The organism is Deinococcus humi, assembly GCF_014201875.1.
Lineage (GTDB): Bacteria > Deinococcota > Deinococci > Deinococcales > Deinococcaceae > Deinococcus > Deinococcus humi.
Window position 1 is genome coordinate 181469 of record NZ_JACHFL010000003.1, and the last position, 19441, is coordinate 200909.

Sequence of the window (19441 nt, forward strand, 5' to 3'; positions counted from 1 at the left end):
GGCACTCGGCCGTCGAGGAGGCTGCCGCCCAGTACACATGCGTGGGCCCGATGGTCCCCGTGAGCAAGGTCAAGGCACCTCCGACGGCGCGGTAGGCAGTCAAACGTTCGGGCATGGGCACGTCACACCCTGCTCGGGGCTGCGAAATGTCCCCTGACAGCGCCCAGGGCGTGCGCTGGTTGGTGCACCTCTCAGCGCGGAACGGGGACCACCGTAAGCGTCCCGGACTGCCCAGCCGCTCCGACTAATATTGCAGCGGTGCTGGGACATAGGTCAGTGCTTACCGTTCCGTCTTCCCTGTCCCAGCCGCGGCAGGCCATGAGCCAGGTGTGGGCGGAGGCAGGGGTTGACGACAGGGCGTGTCGGCCAAGGACTGCAATCGTGGAGAAGGTTGGGGGATAGGTCTCAGTGCCGCAGGAGTGGCATGCCTTAGAAGAGCAGGGCGATCTCCACGAAGTACGCAGCCTCTTGGGCAGTCAGTCGCGCCCCCGGTCCGTACCCTTCAGCGAAAGCCGCTCGATCAGCTGGTGTCAGGTCATGCGTCGCCACCGCCACGTCGTAGCGCGGATCGCCAATATCCGCGAATGCCCAGTCGATGAGGCCAATCACGCGTCCGCCCACCGTCATAACGTTGTCCAGGAACAGGTCTCCGTGGATCAGGGCCGGTGCCACTGGCGAGGGGCGCTTATTGCGGAGCCGTTCGATCCTGGCCGGGTCTACCGCTGGATTCAAAGTGTTCGTTACTTCTAGGGTGTGCTCGAGCCAGTTGTAGCTTCCGAAGTCCGGCGGGGGCGTCGTGGCATGCAGCCGTGCCAGGGCAGCGCCGAAATCCGTGAGAAGCGACGTGCGACGAGCGCGGTCGAGTTCCGTACTGAGGGCGGTTTCCAGCGTGGTTCCGGGCAAGCGTTGGGTCACGAGCCATCCCTCACGTCCGAGGGAGGTGGGGCGCTCGAGGAACAGCAGTGGTTGGGGCGCTGGCACGCCGAGCGGGTGAACGGTGCGGAGCGCTTGATGCTCACGCCGGATCACTTCGAGGTGCTCTCCGGCGGAGCATTTGAGCACGATGGGGCCGCCGCTGGCGTCGAGCGCGAAGGCCACACGAGAGGTACGGCCCTGCTGCGGGGGTTCCTGGAGCGGACTGTCATCGAGCATTGCCCTGACTTCAGTGGGGAGCCCTGCGCGCGTCAAGGGCCTGTCGTACGGGCGCGGGGGGGCCATACGCTCAGTATTCACCGTCGTGACCGCAGAGCGAGCAGGGGTCCCATGGCGCTCGATGATCGCGCCTGGTGATTCCCTGGCCGACACGCCCTGGCAGGACCTGGTCAGGAGGATCGATGCTGAGTCTTCCCTTCTTCAGCCTGAGGTTCATGCTCTCTGCTGCCTCGCGTTCCCTTTTTTCCACGGAGCACACCACATCGTGATCGTGGACAGGAGTCACCCACAACGGTCAAAATGGCGAACACCTTCACTTTGCAGGAGGAGTCCCATGACGGATATGCCCGGCCGCATGCCCCGGCTCGATCTCGCCAGCCTTGACTAGTCTTTCCGCGAGTACGCCCGACACCTGTACCAGGCCTCGACCAACCTGCTGGAAGAGGACGACGCCCTGCTGTTCACCGTCGCCTTCACTCCGGACCCGGACTTCAATGTGCTCCACGGTGGCTATGTCGGTCCGGACGCGGGTGAACGCCTTGCCGCCACCCTCGCCCGCCTTCGGGCCTGGAACATCCCTTTCCAGTGGGTGGTCCCCAGCACGGCGGCCGACTTCAGCGCCGTCCTGTCCGCGCAGGGCGTTCCCAAGGTTGGTGACGCCCCGATCATGACGCTTGACCTCAGTCGGCTAAACCCGGAGGATGCGCAGGTGGAGGGCTTGACCCTGCACCGGGTGTCGACAGCATCGGATCTGCGCGACTGGGTAGCCGTGTCCGTTGAGGTGTTTGGCTTCAGTCAGGAGAGCGCCCGGCGCTTGAACGAGATGGGCCTGGAGGTCATCCTTGACCCGGAATCGCGGGTGCGCTGCTACTTGGGGCGCCTGAACGGCGAGCCAGTGGGGACGGCGCTCAATGTCCATGGGAAGGAGCTGGTCAGCGTGTGGGCCATCGGCACGGTGGAACGGGCGCGTCGGCACGGGATCGGGGCCGCGTTGACCACCGGGCCGCTGTTGGAGGCGCGGGCGGCAGGGTACGGGTCAGCGATGTTGCTCTCGACCGAGGCGGGCTTTCCGGTGTACACGCGCCTGGGGTGGGAAGTGCAATCCACCTGCCCCGTTCACGTGGGCGGCCAGGGGTAGAACGGTCTGGGACGACAGGTCAGCATGCGCGGCGGCCAGGCCCTCAGGGGCGGCGCGGTCCTGGGGCAGGGGGCGTCCAGCCAGACGTCAAGGCCCTTGCTTGGTCGCACAGCTAGCATGGCCATCGCCGTTAAGTTGCCAGAACCTCGACAACAACCGCGAGCTGCTGCTTTGTGGCCGTCCGTATCGGACCAGGCCGACGAAGTTGCGTGGCAAGACATGGAGCATTGGCTCGAGGCAGTCAAATTCTGGGGCCCATTCTGGATAGACCAGCCCGGAAGCCGGGTTCCCTCCAGAGTCACCAGCGTTCAAGTTACCTATCCCTCCCGACATGCATCTTCTCTGAAGGCAGCGCCCGGGCCTCCCCTCACGCTCCTCAAACACGACGCAGACGTGGACGCACGCGAGCTCCTGGATCAGATCCGCAGCCAGTTCGAACACGTGGTGTGTGCCGAGGCCGCGGACAATTTCTTCGTGTTCTACAATCCGAACCACGTGGGCTCAGAGCAGCAAATGCCCTTCGTGACCGTGATGGTCAACAACGCCAACGACGACTTCTCCCGGCTCCAGCAGTCTGGCGCCTACCGTGTGAACGTCGGGGTCAGACGTTCAGTGCGCTGTTCAACCCCCAGGGGGGTTCGACTTCACGGCCGCCGACCAACTGATGCCACGTCCGGTCTACGCCTCCTCGTCCTGGGTCTGCGTGGTCAACCCTGGCCCCACGACGCTCGAACAGTTGCGGGAGCTGGTCGCCGAGGCGTATGACATCGGCCTGGAGCGCCTGAAGCGTCGGCAGAATGGGACGACACCCTAAGGATCACTCCTCCCCATCATCTCCAGCGACAGCAGCCTCAGCTGCTGCCGGGAATCGTTGAGATCTGGCCCATCCGCACATCAGCCTGCATCTCCCAGCTCCAGCCACGCCAGGCTGAAGAAGGCGGCCTCAATGCGCGGTGTCAGGTCTCGTCGCGCGAGGCGCAGCTCGGCCCGACCCCAGAGTCCGCAATAGTGGGCCAGCGGGGAGCGCAGAGGTGTGGTTGCCATTCTGAGGGTCAGCCGGCCACCGTGGTTCTCGCCCAGACAGCGGCGCAGTTCGGCGACGCCCTCGGGCCTTGTCTCCCAGCCGGCGGGCAGCACCACGAGCAGCACTGGCTGGGGAACGTCCATGACAGCAGGCTAGGCCTGGAACTGTCACGGCACTGTGACCGACTGAGCAGCTTCAGCACAGCTGCCTGTCTTGAAAGCCCTCTGCAGGACATATGGCGTCTCGTTGGCCATATAGAGCGGTAGTCTAGGTGGATAGCGTGGGTTTCGCAGGAGGGAAGCATGAACCACCGGACCAGAGTGCCTTTGGAGGCCCTTGAGATGTATCGAGAGGGGAGAGGCTAGGCGCCTGGGCGATGGACGCAACCAGCTTGAACTTCTGCAGGTGCGGGCACGGATGAGCCGCTTCTTGCCCGCGTTCTCTGCCGTCATGCTGGATGTGGGAGGGGCCCCGGAGCACACAGTCTGTGGCTGGTCCAGCAGGGTTACGGTGTCCTCCTGCTGGCAGTCGCTCCCCTGATCAGATTGCAGGAGGGAGACGCCTGCGCGCTTCCCTGTGATCATACCAGTGCAGACACCATGCTGCTGTATGGTCCGCTCTATCATCTGATGCAGAAGAGCGCCCCGCTGGCAGCCTTGCGGGAAGCCCGGTGCCTCTTGCTGACCATGGGCGTGAACCGCTTCGCCTCTCCCTCATTGACGGGCTGTTCAGCGGCCTGAATCAGGACCCGGATTTCATGTGGCATGACGTGGAAAGGACTTGGGCACCAGGATGTGGCTCAAGCGTGTGGTCAAGCTGTGACGATCACGGGTTAGCGGTCTCCAAGCCGGCCACTGGCATGCTCCGGTGTGGGACTTGGAGACGGGCCCCGGGCGAGTGCTCTGCCTTTATGGGATGCACTCCTGATTCAGGCGTTCGAGCAGCGCCATAAGCTCAAAGGCGTCACCCAGCGCTGCGCCGACCGCCGTGTTGTCGAAGATGACCCAGAGCTCCTGCCCGGCGGGTGTGGCGTGAACCGTCCGGGCCAGCGTCTGCAGGGCCTCTCGGCCATACGCCGAATAGTACGTGCGTGGGGAGCCGTGCCAGCGGTAGTACCGTGTTCCCCCAGAGCCGCCCGGCCGGGCGGCTCTGGGCACGACCGCTGGATCGGCCGCCACCCGGCCCACCTGAAGCTCGGTCAGTTGCGCATCGACCTCAGGGGTAAACCAGGAGGGGTGGCGCGGTTCACACAGGACCGCAGCGGAGGTGAGGTCCCGGAGTTCCATGAAGAAGGCCCGCGCGACGTCACACTCGAACGCCAGGCTGGGTGGGAGTTGAACGAGCAGGCCACCCAGCCTGTCCCCAAGGCCCTCCACCTGGTCCAGAAAGGAGCGCAGCAGGTCACCGCTTTCGCGCAGCCGCGCCGTATGGGTGACCGCCTTGGGGACCTTGACGCTGAAGCGGAATCCGGGAGGAACACTGCGTGCCCACCGTTCGTAGGTGCGGCGCTGGTGCGGCCGGGTGAACGAGGAGTTGATCTCCACCGCGGTCAAGCGGGTGCTGTAGCGTTCCAGCACGCTGTCACCGGTGTCGAAGAGAGCCGCCTGGCCGCTGGCTACGCCCCAGCCCGCACAACCAATTTTGAAGACGTCAGACCGCATGGCTGCTCCTCCTGCGCCTGATTGTTTCAAGGGTAGCAGCGGCTGTGTAGGGATTTGAGCCATTTTGTACCTTCGATTGCTTTCATGAGACGGACCGAACCGGAGCCAGGGTAGGAAGGACCTGACCCAGGCCGGACAGCGTGGGGTGAATCCAGGCAGGTGCATGCCTCATGGGCCGTATTACGTTCACAGCGTAACGAGTCGAGTATGCTGAACCTATGTGCCGTGCCCAGCCACAAGGAGAGGCTCCGTGTTGACCCTGGTGATCGTGGAGAGTCCGGCCAAGGCCAAAAAGATCGCCGGTTATCTGGGACCGGGATACATCGTCCAGGCGTCGCTCGGGCACGTGCGGGACCTACCTGGTAGTCGGGCCGAGATTCCAGAGCAGTACGCAGGAGAGCGCTGGGCGAGTCTCGGCGTCCACCCGGAGACCTTCCGGCCCATCTACGTGGTGCCCCAGAGCAAGCGGCGCACCGTCGAGGAGTTGCGGGCTCTGGCCAGGAAGGCCGACCGGGTGCTGTTCGCCGCCGACCCCGACCGCGAGGGCGAGGCCATCGCCTGGCACCTGAGTGTTCTGCTGGGGGTCAAGGATCCGGTGCGCTTGGTCTACTCCGAGATCACCAGAGAGGCCCTTCAGGCCGCCCTGACCCAGACCCGTCCCCTGAACCTCCCGCTTGTGGCGGCCCAGGAGTCGCGGCGGGTCATCGACCGCCTGGTGGGGTATGGCGTCAGTCCCCTGCTGTGGAGCAGCGTGGGGGGAAAGTTGAGCGCAGGACGCGTCCAGAGCGCGGCACTGATGCTGCTTGCGCAGCGCGAGATGGCGAGGATGAAGTTCACGCCCGCCACCTTCTGGACCTTGCGGGCCGACGTCCTGACCCGCCCGAAGTTCGTGGCGACGGTGACCCACGTGCGGACGGAAGACCATCCTGAGGGCCACGCCATCGCCCGCGCCAGCGACTTTACCGAAGGCGGCGTGCTCAAGGGCGGTGCGGACGTCTTGCTGATGACCGATGAACAGGCGAAGGCGCTGTGCGAGCGTCTGGACGGACAGAGCGCCATCGTGGCTGCGGTGGAGCAGAGCGAGACGCGTTCGCGCCCGGCGCCGCCCTTCACGACGTCCACCCTGCAGCAAGCTGGAGCCCGCCTAAAGCTCGGCGCGAAAGAGGTCATGGACCTCGCGCAGCAGCTCTACGAGCGGGGCTTTATCACCTACATGCGCACCGACTCTCCCGTCCTTTCGGAAGAAGCGCTCACCGAGTCCCGCCGGGTGGCGACCGGCCTCTTCGGGGAGGACGCCGTGCCCAGGGAGCCGCGCCAGTACGCGACCCGCAACAAGAACGCCCAGGAAGCCCATGAGGCCATCCGGCCCACTGGGGTGAACTGGAAGGCACCCGCACAGACGGGCTTGTCGGGCAACCTGCTGGCCCTGTATACCCTGGTCTACCAGCGGACGGTGGCCAGCCAGATGCACGACGCGGTGTATGACAAGACGGTGGTGACGCTGAACTGCGGCGACGCCATCCTGCGGGCTCAGGGCCGGGTACTGCGTGGGGCTGGCTACACCGCCCTGCTGTCGAGCGACGAGGAGGATGCGGAGAGCCAGCGCCTGCCGAAGGTGATGGTGGGCCAGGTGGTTCCCCTGAAGGTCCGCCCGCCCGAGGGCAAGCGCACCGCGGCGCCGCCGCGCTACACGGAAGCTGCCCTGGTGCAGGCGATGGAACGCGCCGGTATCGGACGGCCCAGCACCTACGCCCAGACGCTGGCCACCCTGGCGGCCCGCGACTATACCCGGCCGCTGGGACGCGCGCTGGCGGTCACGGCCACGGGGTTGCTGGTGGCGACGTACCTCGCCCGTCAGGTGCCGGAGGTGGCCCAGGCGGAGTTCACGGCGCTGATGGAGGCGGGGCTGGACGATGTGGCGGCCGGCCACACCACCCGGGTGGCGTACCTGCGGCAGTTCTGGACCCAGGGGCTGGCGCCCCGGATTCGCGGCGCAGGGGATGACCCGCCCACGCTGCCTCTGCCGCACCTGCCCGGTGCGCGACTGCGCGCCACGGCCAGTGGGGTCAAGCTGTTCCGGGACGGACACAGCGCCCTGCTGCCTCTGGAGGCGCTTCCCGCGGAGCTGGACGAAGCGGCGGCCGGGGCCGTGATGGCTGGCACCTGGAAACCGAAAAAGGTCCGTGCGGCGAAAGGGACGAGAGGGAACGCGCTGCCGGGGAACACTCGTGTGCGGGCGGGTCAGGAGTGGAAGGACAGGACGTGAAGGCGAGGATGGTCAACCCGGCACGCCCTCGCCCTGCACGCCCGGATCTCATTGATGGGTCACCCATACGTCCAAGGCGCCTGGCTAAGGCAGGGCGATGAAGCTCGGGTCTGGCCTTCAGCCTTGCATGTCTGAACAGCCTGCAGAGCTCTTCTTCATGTCTGGGACGAACGTCATGCGCCTGTGACAGCGCGCGGGCTAGCCTCTGCTCAACAAGCAGGACCTGCCCTTGTGCGGCAGGAGGACCGCCCCACAGTACGTGGGGCTTTTTCTTTGGTTGAAAGATCAGTGTCAGTGTTGTGAAGCTCAGGAGGCTGCGCCGGGAAATCGAATTGCCTTCAAGGTCCGTGTTCAGGGCTGGCAATCGGCGCGGCGGACTATCACATCTACTTTGAGGACCTCCTGAACCTCAAGCCACTCCTGGAGGAGATACGCCACGATCAACCGGCCGCTCTGGTCACGAGAGAGCTACAGCACCGCCAACTGGCGGTTGGGCTGGCCATCCCATCATGTGCCAGGGGATCAGGTATAGCCGGAATGGACTCCCAGCGGATCGTCGACAGCGGTGGCAAAGGCACGGTGGGCCGCCACCGTGCCAATACGGATATTGACGCAGTAGAGTCCGCTAGGTCCTGGCCAGAGCGAAACAACGTTCAGACCGTCAAGGCCGGGACCGCCGAGCAGGTAGACCTACACGAGCACCCCCTTAATGGTTATGGGCGTCATTCTGGCTTAAGTCACCCTGAAACGGACGCCACAAGCAGGACTATTGCGACGGCCCGCCAGCAGCGTGGCAATCTCACACTTCAGTGCCTACAGGACGGACACGGATGCGGGTGATCTTCAGGCCGTCCACAGCCTCGGCCGTGAGGTCATGGCCCTGCACGTGCACCGTAAGGCCTGGTTGTGGCACGGTGCCATGCGCTTCGAGCACCAGACCGGCGACGGTGGTGACCTCGTCGCTGTGCAGATTCAGGCCGTGATCTTCTCGCAGTTCGGAGAGGGTCACCTCGCCGTCCAGCGAGTACGAGCCGTCGGGATTGCGGCGCAGCCAGTCACTGTCTGAGTCATCATCTTCTTCCATCACGTCCTCAATCAGGTCGTCCATCGTTACGAAGCCGAGGGTGCCGCCGAACTCGTCGACGATCAGCGCCGCGTGCATGCGCTCGCGCTTGAACAGCGCCAACAAGTCCTCGGCGCTGGCACCCGCAGCCAGGCTGGGCAGCGGCCGCACCAGCTGGCCCAGGTCCAGTGGATGGCCTGTCGCCCGCGCCCGGATAAAGTCCTTGACGTGAAGGACCCCGATGATTTCGTCGAGGTGGTCCTCGTACACGGGATAGCGGCTGCGGGGCGAACGGGTGATGCGTGCGAGCACATCTTCAGGCGTGGCGTCCACCGACAGGACCTCCAGACTCCGGCGGGGGGTCATCAGTTCCTGTGCGGTGCGGTCCTCAAGCGCGAAGATGTTCTGAATCAGGTCGCGCTGTGCCTCGCCGAGCTGCCCACTCTGCGCGCTCTCCTCGGTGATGATGCTGAGTTCCTTGCTGGTATAGAGCAAGGCGTCCTTGCCAGGTTCCCTGATCCGCAGCAGGCGCATCAGGCCCAGCGCCAGGACGCTCAGCACCGCGATCAGTGGCCGGAACACGAAGCCGAAGACGCGCATCAATGGATTGACCCGCACGCTGACTGCCTCCGGCGTCTGGAGGGCCAGGGCTTTGGGGATCATCTCCCCGAACACGACATGCATGAAGGTGATCAGGCTCAAGGCGATGATGAAGCCCAAGGTGTGCGCGGCAGCGTAAGACAGCCCCGCGTGCTCAAAAGGACCGTAAAGCCATTTTGCTATCGCCGGTTCTCCGTACATCCCCAGCCCGATAGAGGCCAGGGTGATGCCCAGTTGCGCGATGGCGATGTAACGGTCCTTGCCCGTGGGGTGATCGAAGATTCGGAGCAGCCCCTGGGCAGCGCCGTTCCCCTTCCCGGCAAGCACGTTCAAGCGGCTTCGACGTGAAGCCACCAGCGCGAACTCGGCCGCGACGAACAGGCCGTTGAGCAAAACCAGCACCACGATGATCAAAAGAGGCGTCAGGTACTCGAGCATCAGAGCCTCTCCGGGTCGTTACGGTCCACACTGCCGCTCGGCAGAGAGAAGCTCACCCGCTGCACGGCGCGGCGCTCCATCGCTTCGACACGCAGGGTTAGGGCGTCCACCCCCACCTCGTCGCCCACCATCGGTAGGCGCCCGAGTTCCTGCCAGATCAGGCCACTGACGGTATCCACCTCGTCGTTCGGCAGTTTAAGGACGAAGCGGTGGTTCAGGGCTTCGATCAGCACGTCACCGCGAACGGTGACCCGGTGGCCCTGAACCACCACGGGTTCTTCTTCCTGGTCGAACTCGTCCTGGATCTCCCCGAAGATCTCCTCCAGGGCGTCCTCCAGGGTCACGATTCCGACCACACGGCCGTATTCGTCCACCACGATGGCGCTCTGGCGCGACGCTTCCCGCAGCTTGCGCCACAGGTCTGGAACAGCCATGCTGTCTGCCACGATCATGGGGGGGCGCATGATGCCGCTGACCTGCGCCCCCGGGCGCCGCTCCGCCGCCAGAAACAGCTGGCGGAGGTTCACGATCCCGATCACGTCGTCGGCGTGGTCACCCGTCACAGGGAAGCGCGTGTAGGACGTGGCCGCCAATTGCCGCATGGCCTCCTGGACGGACGAGTGCGCGGGGATGGTCACCATGCGGGTGCGGGGCGTCATAATCTCGCGCACGATGCGGTCCTCAACATTTAACACGCCCGCCACCATGTCGCGCTCGGCCGCGTCGATCAGTCCGCCCCTGGCGCTGTCACGGTAGAGGTCCTCGAGTTCCTCGGGGGAGTGGACGTGCGCGTGGCTGTGGTCGACATTCAGGCCCCAGGCCCTCATCAGCCGAAATGCGGTGCCGTTAAACACGGCAATCAACGGCTGGAAGAGCCACAGGCTCAACAGCATAGGCCGCAGCGTGGCTGTGGCGAGTCGCTCGGGGTAGCGCAACGCGACCGTCTTGGGCAGCAGTTCACCCAGCACGACCTGTAAGGCTGTGATCACGACCAGCACGATGATTGTGGCCACGACCGGACCGCCCACCGCCCCCAGGACGGGTGTCAGCAGGGGGGTGAGCTGCGACTGCCCATACGCCCCAGCGATCAGGCTACTGAGGGTGATGCCGATCTGGCAGGCCGCGACGTAAGTGTCCAGCTGTTTCGGGTCCCGCAGGATACCGAGCAACCTGGCAGCGGCGCGGTTGCCGTTCTCGGCCGCTTCCTGCACCCTGGAGCGGCGCGAGCCCACGGTGGCAAACTCGGCAGCCACGTACAGGGCATTGACGGCCACCATGATCAGGATGACCAGCACCGGTAGCAGCACACTCAACGCGCATCACCGACCCTGGCGTGGGAAAGGACTGGATTGTGGGCAGTACTGGGAGGTTCAGCGTTGTCGCTACTGGGCAACGGCATAGAGCGGCATCATACGTGGAAGACGTCAGGGCTGTATGAGCCTCAGGAGCTTGATGGGCCTGTCCGCTGCGCTGCCCGGGGCCAGGACACCGGGGGCCACCCCAATCTGAGGTCAGGACGCGGTTGGGTCAGACAGGTCACCGGTGATATGTGGCGCTGCCCGGCAAGGCCTCATGGCAGGTAAAATCGATTCGGCTGGATGCGTGTCGTCGTGCCGGAAGTGTGGACCCTGACGGTCCTGAAGACACTCGCCAACGATATCCATTACGAGACCGTCCGGCTCCTTGGCGCGGGGGAGCGCTGCGTATACGCTCTGGAAGCGCTGCTAAACCTCCTCCAGGATAAGGTTTCATGCGACCTTACTGGAATGCGTGATGCAGGGCTAGTGGTCGGGAAGCTCCGCGGCAAGAACAGCTGATACCGCCTCTTGCCTGAGCCGCCATATCTTCTCGGCGGGGAGCGGATGCGCGACGTCTAACTGTTTGGTCTGCCCGAGACATATTAAGCTGGATCAGTGCGTTTGCGTGCGGGCATGCCCCACGTCCTGATCCTGTGCACCCATAACTTCGCGCGTTCCAGATGGCCCAAGCCCTGACCCATGATGCCGCGCGCGGGGCTGACCTTGACCTAGAGATGTACTCCGTCGGTACCTACGCCACCCGGATCAAGGACGAGTCGAGGACTAGATCAGCAAGATCTTGAACGAAGTGCTGGATTCTCAGCACTTCGACTACGTGATCACGGTGTGCGACAGTGCCGCTGAAGCCTGCCCGGTCTACTCGGGCCCCCTGGCGTGGATGCTCTCGTGATGAGGGAGACCTGGAGAAAGCCTCCTTCGGCGCTGTTCATCTGCACCGAGGACACGGCGCGTTCCCACGTGGCCTAGGTGTTGCTGGAGCTTGGCAAATTCCATTTCCTGAAGATCAAGGAATGGAAGGAAGGGGCGGGGTACTTGGGGCCTGACCTTCCGCCCGGCTTCATGAGATGCCCCTGATGTGGTCGACGCGCAGGTGACAGATCTCGCCTATAGCGTGTTTCCGCACGATCAAGCATTGGTGCTGGCGTTGCACGGTGGCCAGCGGGGAGCACTCCTGATGGCAAGTGCCTGGCCCACTGCTGTCCGCGGTCAGGCTGCTTACGACGCGACGGAGTAAGGGACATGTGTGAGCCTTCAGCTAAGATTGAACCATCGGGAAAGCCGCTTGATCGCACCTGGTTCACTGAGGTACTCCATGTCTGATCATGCCACGTCCCCCTTTGCTTTGAGTGTTCTGCACGCCAATGACCACTCCTTTCAGGCCTTGATCGACCACAGCGCCGACATCTTCACCGTGCTCGATACTCATGGGCGCATTCTGTATCAAAGCCCTTCTGCACGGCATCACCTGGGATGTGACCGCAACCCACAAGCGGGCCAGCACCATGTCAATCTCGACCATGTCCATCCAGATGACCGTGAACGGATTGCACGGGGCGTGCTGGAGTCTCGCCCGGGGATGACCTTGACGCTGTGTCCCTACCGCGTGCGTCATGCCAAGGGCACCTGGCGTTGGCTGGAAGGCACGGCTGTCAACCTGCTGGACCATCCCCTGGTGGGCGGCATTCTGGTGCAGTCCAGGGATGTCACCGTGCGTGTTTATGCCGAGCAGCGTGCGCGTGCGCTGTCCGGATTGAGCTTGGCGCTGGGAAGTACGAACACCACAGAAGAGGTCGTGCAGGTCATTCTGCAGCAGGGGCTTGAGGCAATTGGCGCTCTTGCCGGCGGGGTCGTGCAGCTTGGTGAGGACGGCGAACATCTGAACGTGCTGGGTAGTGTGGGTTCCGCTGAAGTTGTTGAGCGCACCTGGCGGCGCTTTTCTGAGGGCACAGCGGTCCCGGCCTTGGACGCCCTGAAGCAGGGCCGCGACCTGTTCTTGACGCGTGAGGACTGGTGTGAGCGAGACCCGAACCTGCAGCACATTGACGCAGCGGAAACGGGTGCCAGCGCTGTCCTGGCCCTGACGAGCAATGGGCGGGTAATGGGCGCCCTCACGCTCTCGTTCCAGGGAGACAGTGCGTTTAGTGAGGACGAACGTCAGTACCTGCGCAGTGTCGCGGCCCAGTGTGCCCTGGCCCTGGAGCGCAGCGCACTGAAGACCCAGCTTCAGCAGCAGGAACGGCTCTACCGCAAGCTGACGGACTTTAGTTCCGACGTGGTCTCCGTGATCGCCCTGGATGGACAGACACAGTTCGTCAGCCCCGCCGTCACCCGGATGCTGGGATACACGCCGGAGGAACGTGTTGGCCTGAACGTGTTCGACGGGATTCATCCGGATGACCGGGACCGCGTGGCACGCGAATTCGATGCGGCCGTGCGCAGCACCCTGCCACGACTGGTCACCTACCGCTTTCAGCACAAGTCGGGCCACTGGGTCTGGCTGGAATCCACCGGCACCAACGCCAGCACTGATCCTGACCTGCGGGGCGTAGTGATCAATACACGCGACGTTACGGCCCGTCTGGAAGCTGAGCAGGCACATCGGGACAGCACCCGTCGGCTGCAACTGTCCGGCGAACAGTCGGACACCCTGATTCACATCTTCAACCCGGACTACGACTGCGTCTACGTGTCGCCCGCCGCACAGGGCATGCTCGGTTACTCCCCTGAGGAATTGCTGGCATGCCCGGTTCATCAGTTAATTCACCCCGAGGATCTGCCGGGAGTCGAAACCGCCTGGAAGGCCCAGGCTCCCACGTCGGCCTACCGGATCCGGCGCTGTGACGGGACGTTCCTGTGGGTGGAGAGCACGGTGCGCCGGGTGATGGACGAGCAGGGAGCGCTGGTGGAGACGTACATCGCCACGCGGGACATCACGTCACGCAAAGAGGCGGAAAAGGCCCTGCGTCTCCAGCTGCGCCGCTTCCAGCACCTGGTGGAGCTGACTGCGGAGTTTGCTGCGCAGGAGGATCCCGAGCAACACATTCAGACCGCCCTTGAGCGCTGCCTGGAACTGACGCCCTACGCCTACGGTTTCTATTTCCCGGTCAATGGCGACACCCTGATTGAACCGTTGCATGCCGGTGAGGCCACCAGTGAGATGTTTGCGTGGACTCTTCCCCTGGAGCAGGTCCACCGCCGGGGTGAGGTCGGCCAGGCGCTGCGCCGCCACGAGGCCTTCTTCGCCGGCCCTGCTCAGGCGGTGTTCAGTCCGCCTGAATCGCTGCCCCGGCCAGTCTGGACGACCATGGCAGTTGTGCCGGTCGGGACGAGGGGTGCGTTGCGCGGCTTCATGGCTTTCGGCACCAACGACGCCGTGGAAGTGGACAGGGACATCCGCCGGTTGCTGCTGGGTGTGGGGGAGCAGGCCAGCCGCGCCGTGGAGCGCAGCGCCCACCTGGACGAACTCAGGCAGTCGCGAGAGGAGACGTTGCGGGCGCTGGGACTCGCCCTGGAGTACCGCGATTACGAAACCAAGGGGCACACCGACCGCGTGGTGGACCTGACCAGTCGCCTCGGGCGCGCGCTGGGATTCTCCGGGGACGATCTGGACGCGCTTCGCTGGGGAGCCTTTCTGCACGATACCGGGAAGGTTGCTATCCCCGACGCGATCCTGCTCAAGCCCGGCAGACTCGATGCCCAGGAATGGCAGATCATCAAGCGTCACCCAGAAATTGGCTACGAGATGCTGCACCACATTCCCTCCCTGCCTCCGGCCACCCTGGAAGTCGTGCTGTACCACCAGGAGCGCTGGAACGGCAGCGGATATCCCAGAGGGTTGATCGGTCCGGACATTCCGCTGGCCGCGCGGGTGTTCGCCGTGGTGGACGTCTACGATGCCCTGACGAGTGAGCGCCCCTACAAGAGAGCCTGGACCCATGAGGAGGCGGCGGTGCAGCTTAGAAAAGAGGCCGCCGTGCTGCTGGACGCACAGGTCGTCGAAGCGTTCTTGCAGCTCACCTTCTCAGCCCGTTCCCCCACCGAGGAGCGTTGCCATGACCCAGAGTAAATCCACCTTCACCCAACGCTCCCACGTCACCATCACCGGCTCAGGTGAACGCACCCTACTATGTGCACACGGGTTCTGCTCGCACCAGGGCATCTTCCGGTATCAGGTTGAAGCCTTTGGGGACACCCGGCAGGTCATGACCTACGATCTGGCCGGATTCGGCCAGTCAGATCCTTCTCTGTGGACGGCCTCGCGTCACCACCAGCTTGAAGGGTATGCCGCAGACATGGTGCGGCTGATCGACGAACTGGACCTGCGGCACATCACCCTGCTGGGGGCGTCCATGAGCGCGATGATCGGCCTGCGGGCCTCGCTGGAGCGTCCAGAACGCTTTGACGCGCTGGTGTTCATCGGCGCCAGCCCCCGCTACCTAAACGATCCCTATTATCTGGGAGGTTTCGAGCGGGCCGATGTCGACGGATTCTACGGTCTGGTGGACCGTCAGCAGGGCTGGCAGGAGGTCATGACCGATATGCTGCTCAACCAGCCTGTGTCCCTGGCGCTTCAGGAGGTGGCACAACGGGTTCAAGGGGTGCGGCCGGAAGTGGCGGGGGTGGTGGCGCGGGCGATCTTCGAGTCGGATCACCGCAACATGCTGGAGCGTGCCCGGCACCCGGTGCTGGTGGTGCAGACTCGTGCGGACAGCGCGGTACCGATCAGCGTGGCGCACCACCTGGCCCAGCACTTGCCCGACGCTGAGCTGACCTTTCTGCCGGGCGTGGGACATCTTCCCAATTTCACGGAGCCGGAAGCCTTCAACACGGTTCTCAGGGAATTTCTGACCCGTACAGAGGGGCGTGGGCTGGCGGTCGCCTGAGCACAGGAATCAGCAGTAGCCAGTGGGCAGGCAAAGGACTGGTGCAACTCTTCCTACATCTGGCCAACTGGTTCTTCCGGGAATGGGGCCACCTGGGCCCAGGCCCACGGGCGTGCTCCCGCGAGAGGCGCGGATGACGAAGGTGTGCGTGCTCGCTCCGGCCTTCACAGCCGGCGAAGGCGCGCCAGGGTCTTTTTTCCTCGTGGAAAGCGGCAATTGCGCCCGAGGATCTTGCTGGAGACGTACGTTGTCAGCTGCTCGATTGCTGAAAGGCATTTCGGAATCAGCAGATTAGCGCGGCGGGGGCATCATGTCAGGTCTCGCATCAGGCCTCCTGTGAATGCATAACCTTGACCCAGCGTGCATTTGACGCTATATTCTTCAACATCAAGGCGGCCCAAGTGGTCGCCTTTTTATTTACTCTATTGGCCTGGATGGGCTGGGCGCGGGATCCAGGTCTGAGGATTTTATGGTGTGCGGGCGCGCTCCGGCGATGTCGCGCTGCCCTGGATTGTAGGGTGCGATAAGCTCACGCCACATCAACGCATACCCCTGCCTTTAAGGAGTGTCCTCTATGTCCCTTCCCGAGACCTTGCTGCTCCGTCAGCCGGCCCTTAGTGCCGAGCACCTTGCCTTCGTGTATGCCGGAGACCTCTGGCTCGCCGATCACCATGGACAGAACGTCCAGCGCCTGACTGCCACACCCGGTTACAAGCAGACGCCGCACTTCTCTCCGGACGGGCGCTTCCTAGCGTTCAGCGGTAATGATGACGGCGCCGCGAGCGTCTATGTCGTGCCTGTCGAGGGCGGCACGCCCCGGCGCCTTACCTTCCATCCGGGCGACGACCTCGTGCGCGGCTGGACGCCCAGTGGCGAGGTTCTGTTCGCCTCTGCCCACCAGACCATCTCCGCGCGGGTTCGCCGCCTCTACACGCTGCCCCTGGAGGGCGGGCACCCAACGGTCCTGCCCATGCCAATGGCCGAGCGCGGCGCCTTCTCCCAGGACGGGCGCCTCGCTTACACGCCGTTCGCGGAGCCCTTCTGGTCCTGGAAGAGATACCGGGGAGGCATGACCGTCCCAATCCGTCTGCTCGACCAGAACACACTCGACGAGGTCGAGGTGCCGCACGAGAACGCGACCGACACCTTTCCCTGCTGGCTGGAGGGCAAGGTGTACTTCCTTTCAGACCGCCGGGGGGTGGTTAATGTCTGGGAGCATGACCTCAAGACAGGCGACGTCCAGCAACTTACCTTCCACGACGACTTCGACGTGCGCTCACTTACGGCCGGGCCGGGCCGGCTCGTCTACGAGCAGGGGGGACGGGTGCACCTCTTGACGCCCGGTGAGGCGTACGAGACCTTGCAGATCCGGGTGAGCGCCGACCTGCCCAACACCCGAGCGCGCTACGTTAAGGCTGCGCCCCACGTCACGTCGTTTGGCCTCTCGCCCACCGGGGCGCGGGCCGTGTTCGCTGCCCGCGGGGCGATCGTGACCGTGCCCACCGGCAAGGGCGATCCCCGGAACCTCACGAACACCCCCGGTGCGTGCGGGCGCGACCCTGCGTGGTCGCCGGACGGTCAGTCGGTCGCCTACCTGTCCGACGTGGACGGAGAGTACCGGCTGATCATGGCCGACCAGAAGGGGGAACTGCGCCGCACCTACCCGCTGGGTGAGAAGCCGTCGTTCTACTACCGCCCGGTCTGGTCGCCGGACGGCACACGGATCGCCTTTACCGACAAGGCGCTCAACCTGTCGTACCTTGAGCTGGAGACGGGGGCGGTAGTGCGGGTCGACACCGACACCTACGACCACCCACTGCGCAGCCTGGACCCGGCGTGGTCGCCGGACGGGCAATGGATCACCTACACCCGGCGCCTCCCGAACCACCTGCGGGCCGTGTTCGTCCACGATGTCTCGCGCGGTGAATCGCATCAGGTCAGCGACGGCATGAGTGATGCCGTCAGTGCCTGCTTCAGTCGGGACGGGCGCCTGCTGTACTTCGCGGCAAGCGTCAATTACGGCCTCAACACGGGCTGGCTCGACATGTCTTCCTACGAGCGTCTGGTCACGCGCAGCCTGTATGTGGCGGTCCTGCGTCGCGATGACCCCTCGCCCCTGGCGCCGCAGAGTGACGAGGAACCTGGGACGCCGCCGGGCGAACCCGACGCTCCCGCGGCGGCGCGTTCGCCAGAGCCGGTCCGCATTGATCTCGGCGGGCTGGGCCAGCGCATCGTCGCCCTGCCCATTCCCCCCGGCGAGTACTCGCGTCTGGAGACTGCCGAGGACCGCCTCTTCTACCTGGAGCGCGACCCGACCGCCGAGGTGAACCCCGAGCAGGCCCCCGAGCGGCATGTGCTGCGCGTCTGGGACACCGCGAAGCGGGAGACCCACGAGTTCATGCCTGGGGTCAGCGATTATCGGGTGAGCGCGGACGGCCGGAAGCTGATCGCCGCCAGTGGGCAACCAGCCACCTACGCGGTCGTCGACGTGGCCGAGCCCCCGAAACCCGAGGATGGCCGCCTGGACCTGGGTCAGGTGGAGGTGCGCGTCGAGCCGCGTGCGGAGTGGGCGCAGATCTTCGAGGAGGGTGTGCGTATCCACCGCGACTTCTTCTACGACCCCGGGATGCACGGTCTGGACTGGGCGGCGGTGGCCGAACGCTACCGCGCCTTTCTGCCACACGTCGGGCACCGGGAGGATCTGAACTTCCTGCTGGCCGAGCTGTCGGGCGAACTGGTCGTGGGGCACGCTTACGTCGCGGGGGGGGACGTGCCCCGCGGGGAGGATCCGCGCGTTGGGCTGCTCGGGGCCGATTACGAGGTCGCAGACGGCCGCTACCGCTTTCGTCGCATCCTCAGCGGCCTCAACTGGAATCCGGACCTGCGCGCGCCCCTGACCGAGCCCGGGGTGAACGTCCGTGACGGCGAGTACCTGCTGGCGGTGAATGGCAGGCCACTGCGGGCCCCGGACAGCGTCTATGCCCTTTTCGAGCAGACGGCCGAGCGCATCACCGAGCTGCGGGTGAGCCCCACGCCCGACGAGGCCGACGCGCGCACGGTCACCGTGCGTCCGGTGGGCGACGAGCGCCGCCTGCGGCTGAGGGCCTGGATCGAGGAGAACCGCCGCCGCGTGGACGAGCTGTCCGGTGGGCGCGTCGCCTACGTCTACATGGCCGACACGGCACGCGCCGGGTATGAAGCGTTTAACCGGTACTACTTCTCGCAACTGGACCGGCAGGGCGTCGTGCTGGATGAGCGCTTCAACGGCGGGGGCTCCGTGGCGGACTACGTGGTGGATCTGCTCGACCGGCCCCTGCTGAGCCTCTGGGCGACGCGCGAGGGCCGGACCTTCGCGTCGCCCAACGCCTCGATCTTCGGTCCCAAGGCTATGGTCATCAACGAACTTGCCGGCTCGGGCGGGGACGCCCTGCCGCACTTCTTCCGGCGGCGCGGTCTGGGGCCAATCGTCGGGAAGCGCACCTGGGGGGGATTGATCGGCATTTACGACTATCCGCCCCTGATCGACGGCGGCATGCTCACGTCGCCGCGTCTGGCCATCTTCAGTCCGGAAGGCGAGTGGGAAGTGGAGAACGTGGGCGTCGCGCCCGATGTGGAGGTTGAGCTCACCACCAAACTCGCAGAGCAGGGCCGCGACCCGCAGCTGGAGCGTGCCGTGGAGCTGGTCCTTACTGCCCTGGAGGCGAACCCGCAGCAGAGGGTGCCCCGCCCGGCGCCCGATCCCCGGGCCGTCCGCGAGCGTGCGGCAGACGGGGAGCCCGAGCCGGACGTCGCGCGTTAGCGGCTGGACTCAGCTCTGCTTCCTGACCCGGTGGTGTAGGTCTTCTGGATACGACGCACTCATCAACCGAAAGGCCGCGTCCCTCGAAGGGCGCGCGG

At 64.9% G+C, this 19441-nt stretch carries 11 protein-coding genes and 2 pseudogenes; 8 read left to right on the forward strand and 5 right to left on the reverse strand.

The features are described from left to right. Positions 1-429 precede the first annotated feature (429 nt). Entirely contained in the window at positions 430-1218 is a 789-nt protein-coding gene (locus tag HNQ08_RS07655) for a phosphotransferase family protein (protein ID WP_189366209.1), read from the reverse strand. Positions 1219-1648: 430 nt separating this feature from the next. On the opposite strand from HNQ08_RS07655, the gene HNQ08_RS28080 reads away from it, so the two are divergent. From HNQ08_RS28080 to HNQ08_RS27860, 3 genes and pseudogenes are all read left to right on the forward strand, one after another. Next, complete coding sequence (locus HNQ08_RS28080) at positions 1649-2290, forward strand: GNAT family N-acetyltransferase (protein ID WP_184129405.1); 642 nt, start codon at positions 1649-1651, stop codon at positions 2288-2290. A 219-nt stretch (positions 2291-2509) separates the two neighbouring features. Beyond that, positions 2510-2890 (forward strand): annotated as a pseudogene (locus HNQ08_RS28185) (DUF6194 family protein); the annotation flags it as partial. Positions 2891-2939: 49 nt separating this feature from the next. Then, positions 2940-3104: pseudogene (locus tag HNQ08_RS27860) on the forward strand (DUF6194 family protein); the annotation flags it as partial. Positions 3105-3184: 80 nt separating this feature from the next. On the opposite strand, the gene HNQ08_RS07670 reads toward HNQ08_RS27860, so the two are convergent. Further along, on the reverse strand, positions 3185-3457 hold the full coding sequence (locus tag HNQ08_RS07670; RefSeq protein WP_184129411.1) for a hypothetical protein: 273 nt from the start codon (positions 3455-3457) through the stop codon (positions 3185-3187). A gap of 765 nt (positions 3458-4222) precedes the next feature. After that, complete coding sequence (locus HNQ08_RS07675; protein WP_184129415.1) at positions 4223-4975, reverse strand: DUF72 domain-containing protein; 753 nt, start codon at positions 4973-4975, stop codon at positions 4223-4225. Between the two features lie 250 nt (positions 4976-5225). Here HNQ08_RS07675 and topA point away from each other — a divergent pair, with 250 nt between their 5' ends. After that, a complete protein-coding gene (topA, locus tag HNQ08_RS07680) occupies positions 5226-7241 on the forward strand; it encodes a type I DNA topoisomerase (RefSeq protein WP_184129418.1) in 2016 nt (671 codons plus the stop codon). Between the two features lie 799 nt (positions 7242-8040). On the opposite strand, the gene HNQ08_RS07685 is transcribed toward topA, so the two are convergent. Further along, positions 8041-9342, reverse strand: a complete 1302-nt coding sequence (locus HNQ08_RS07685; RefSeq protein ID WP_184129421.1) for a hemolysin family protein — start codon at positions 9340-9342, stop codon at positions 8041-8043. Beyond that, a complete protein-coding gene (locus tag HNQ08_RS07690; RefSeq protein WP_342355689.1) occupies positions 9342-10649 on the reverse strand; it encodes a hemolysin family protein in 1308 nt (435 codons plus the stop codon). Before HNQ08_RS07690 ends, HNQ08_RS07685 begins: the two co-directional genes overlap by 1 nt. 291 nt (positions 10650-10940) lie before the next feature. Between HNQ08_RS07690 and HNQ08_RS07695 the strand changes: the two genes are divergently transcribed. The 4 genes from HNQ08_RS07695 (at position 10941) to HNQ08_RS07710 (ending at position 19343) form a co-directional block, all read left to right on the forward strand. After that, the gene (locus HNQ08_RS07695) at positions 10941-11159 is read left to right on the forward strand and encodes a hypothetical protein (protein WP_184129427.1); all 219 of its coding nucleotides are present in this window, start codon (positions 10941-10943) and stop codon (positions 11157-11159) included. Between the two features lie 814 nt (positions 11160-11973). Then, positions 11974-14727, forward strand: coding sequence for a PAS domain S-box protein (locus HNQ08_RS07700; protein ID WP_184129430.1), 2754 nt, complete (start codon positions 11974-11976; stop codon positions 14725-14727). Then, positions 14714-15544 carry an alpha/beta fold hydrolase gene (locus HNQ08_RS07705; RefSeq protein ID WP_184129432.1) on the forward strand — a complete coding sequence of 277 codons (831 nt, stop codon included), beginning with the start codon at positions 14714-14716 and terminating at the stop codon, positions 15542-15544. Before HNQ08_RS07700 ends, HNQ08_RS07705 begins: the two co-directional genes overlap by 14 nt. Positions 15545-16118: 574 nt before the next feature. Beyond that, the gene (locus HNQ08_RS07710) at positions 16119-19343 is read left to right on the forward strand and encodes a S41 family peptidase (RefSeq protein ID WP_221284064.1); all 3225 of its coding nucleotides are present in this window, start codon (positions 16119-16121) and stop codon (positions 19341-19343) included. The last annotated feature ends 98 nt before the right edge of the window (positions 19344-19441 follow it).

Excerpts from the sequence above, each read along its gene's own strand:
- HNQ08_RS07655 (WP_189366209.1), bottom strand. The coding sequence starts at position 1,218 with ATGGCCCCCCCGCGCCCGTACGACAGGCCCTTGACGCGCGCAGGGCTC.
- HNQ08_RS07670 (WP_184129411.1), bottom strand. The coding sequence starts at position 3,457 with ATGGACGTTCCCCAGCCAGTGCTGCTCGTGGTGCTGCCCGCCGGCTGG.
- HNQ08_RS07675 (WP_184129415.1), bottom strand. The coding sequence starts at position 4,975 with ATGCGGTCTGACGTCTTCAAAATTGGTTGTGCGGGCTGGGGCGTAGCC.
- HNQ08_RS07685 (WP_184129421.1), bottom strand. The coding sequence starts at position 9,342 with ATGCTCGAGTACCTGACGCCTCTTTTGATCATCGTGGTGCTGGTTTTG.
- HNQ08_RS07695 (WP_184129427.1), top strand. The coding sequence starts at position 10,941 with ATGCGTGTCGTCGTGCCGGAAGTGTGGACCCTGACGGTCCTGAAGACA.
- HNQ08_RS07700 (WP_184129430.1), top strand. The coding sequence starts at position 11,974 with ATGTCTGATCATGCCACGTCCCCCTTTGCTTTGAGTGTTCTGCACGCC.
- HNQ08_RS07705 (WP_184129432.1), top strand. The coding sequence starts at position 14,714 with ATGACCCAGAGTAAATCCACCTTCACCCAACGCTCCCACGTCACCATC.
- HNQ08_RS07710 (WP_221284064.1), top strand. The coding sequence starts at position 16,119 with ATGTCCCTTCCCGAGACCTTGCTGCTCCGTCAGCCGGCCCTTAGTGCC.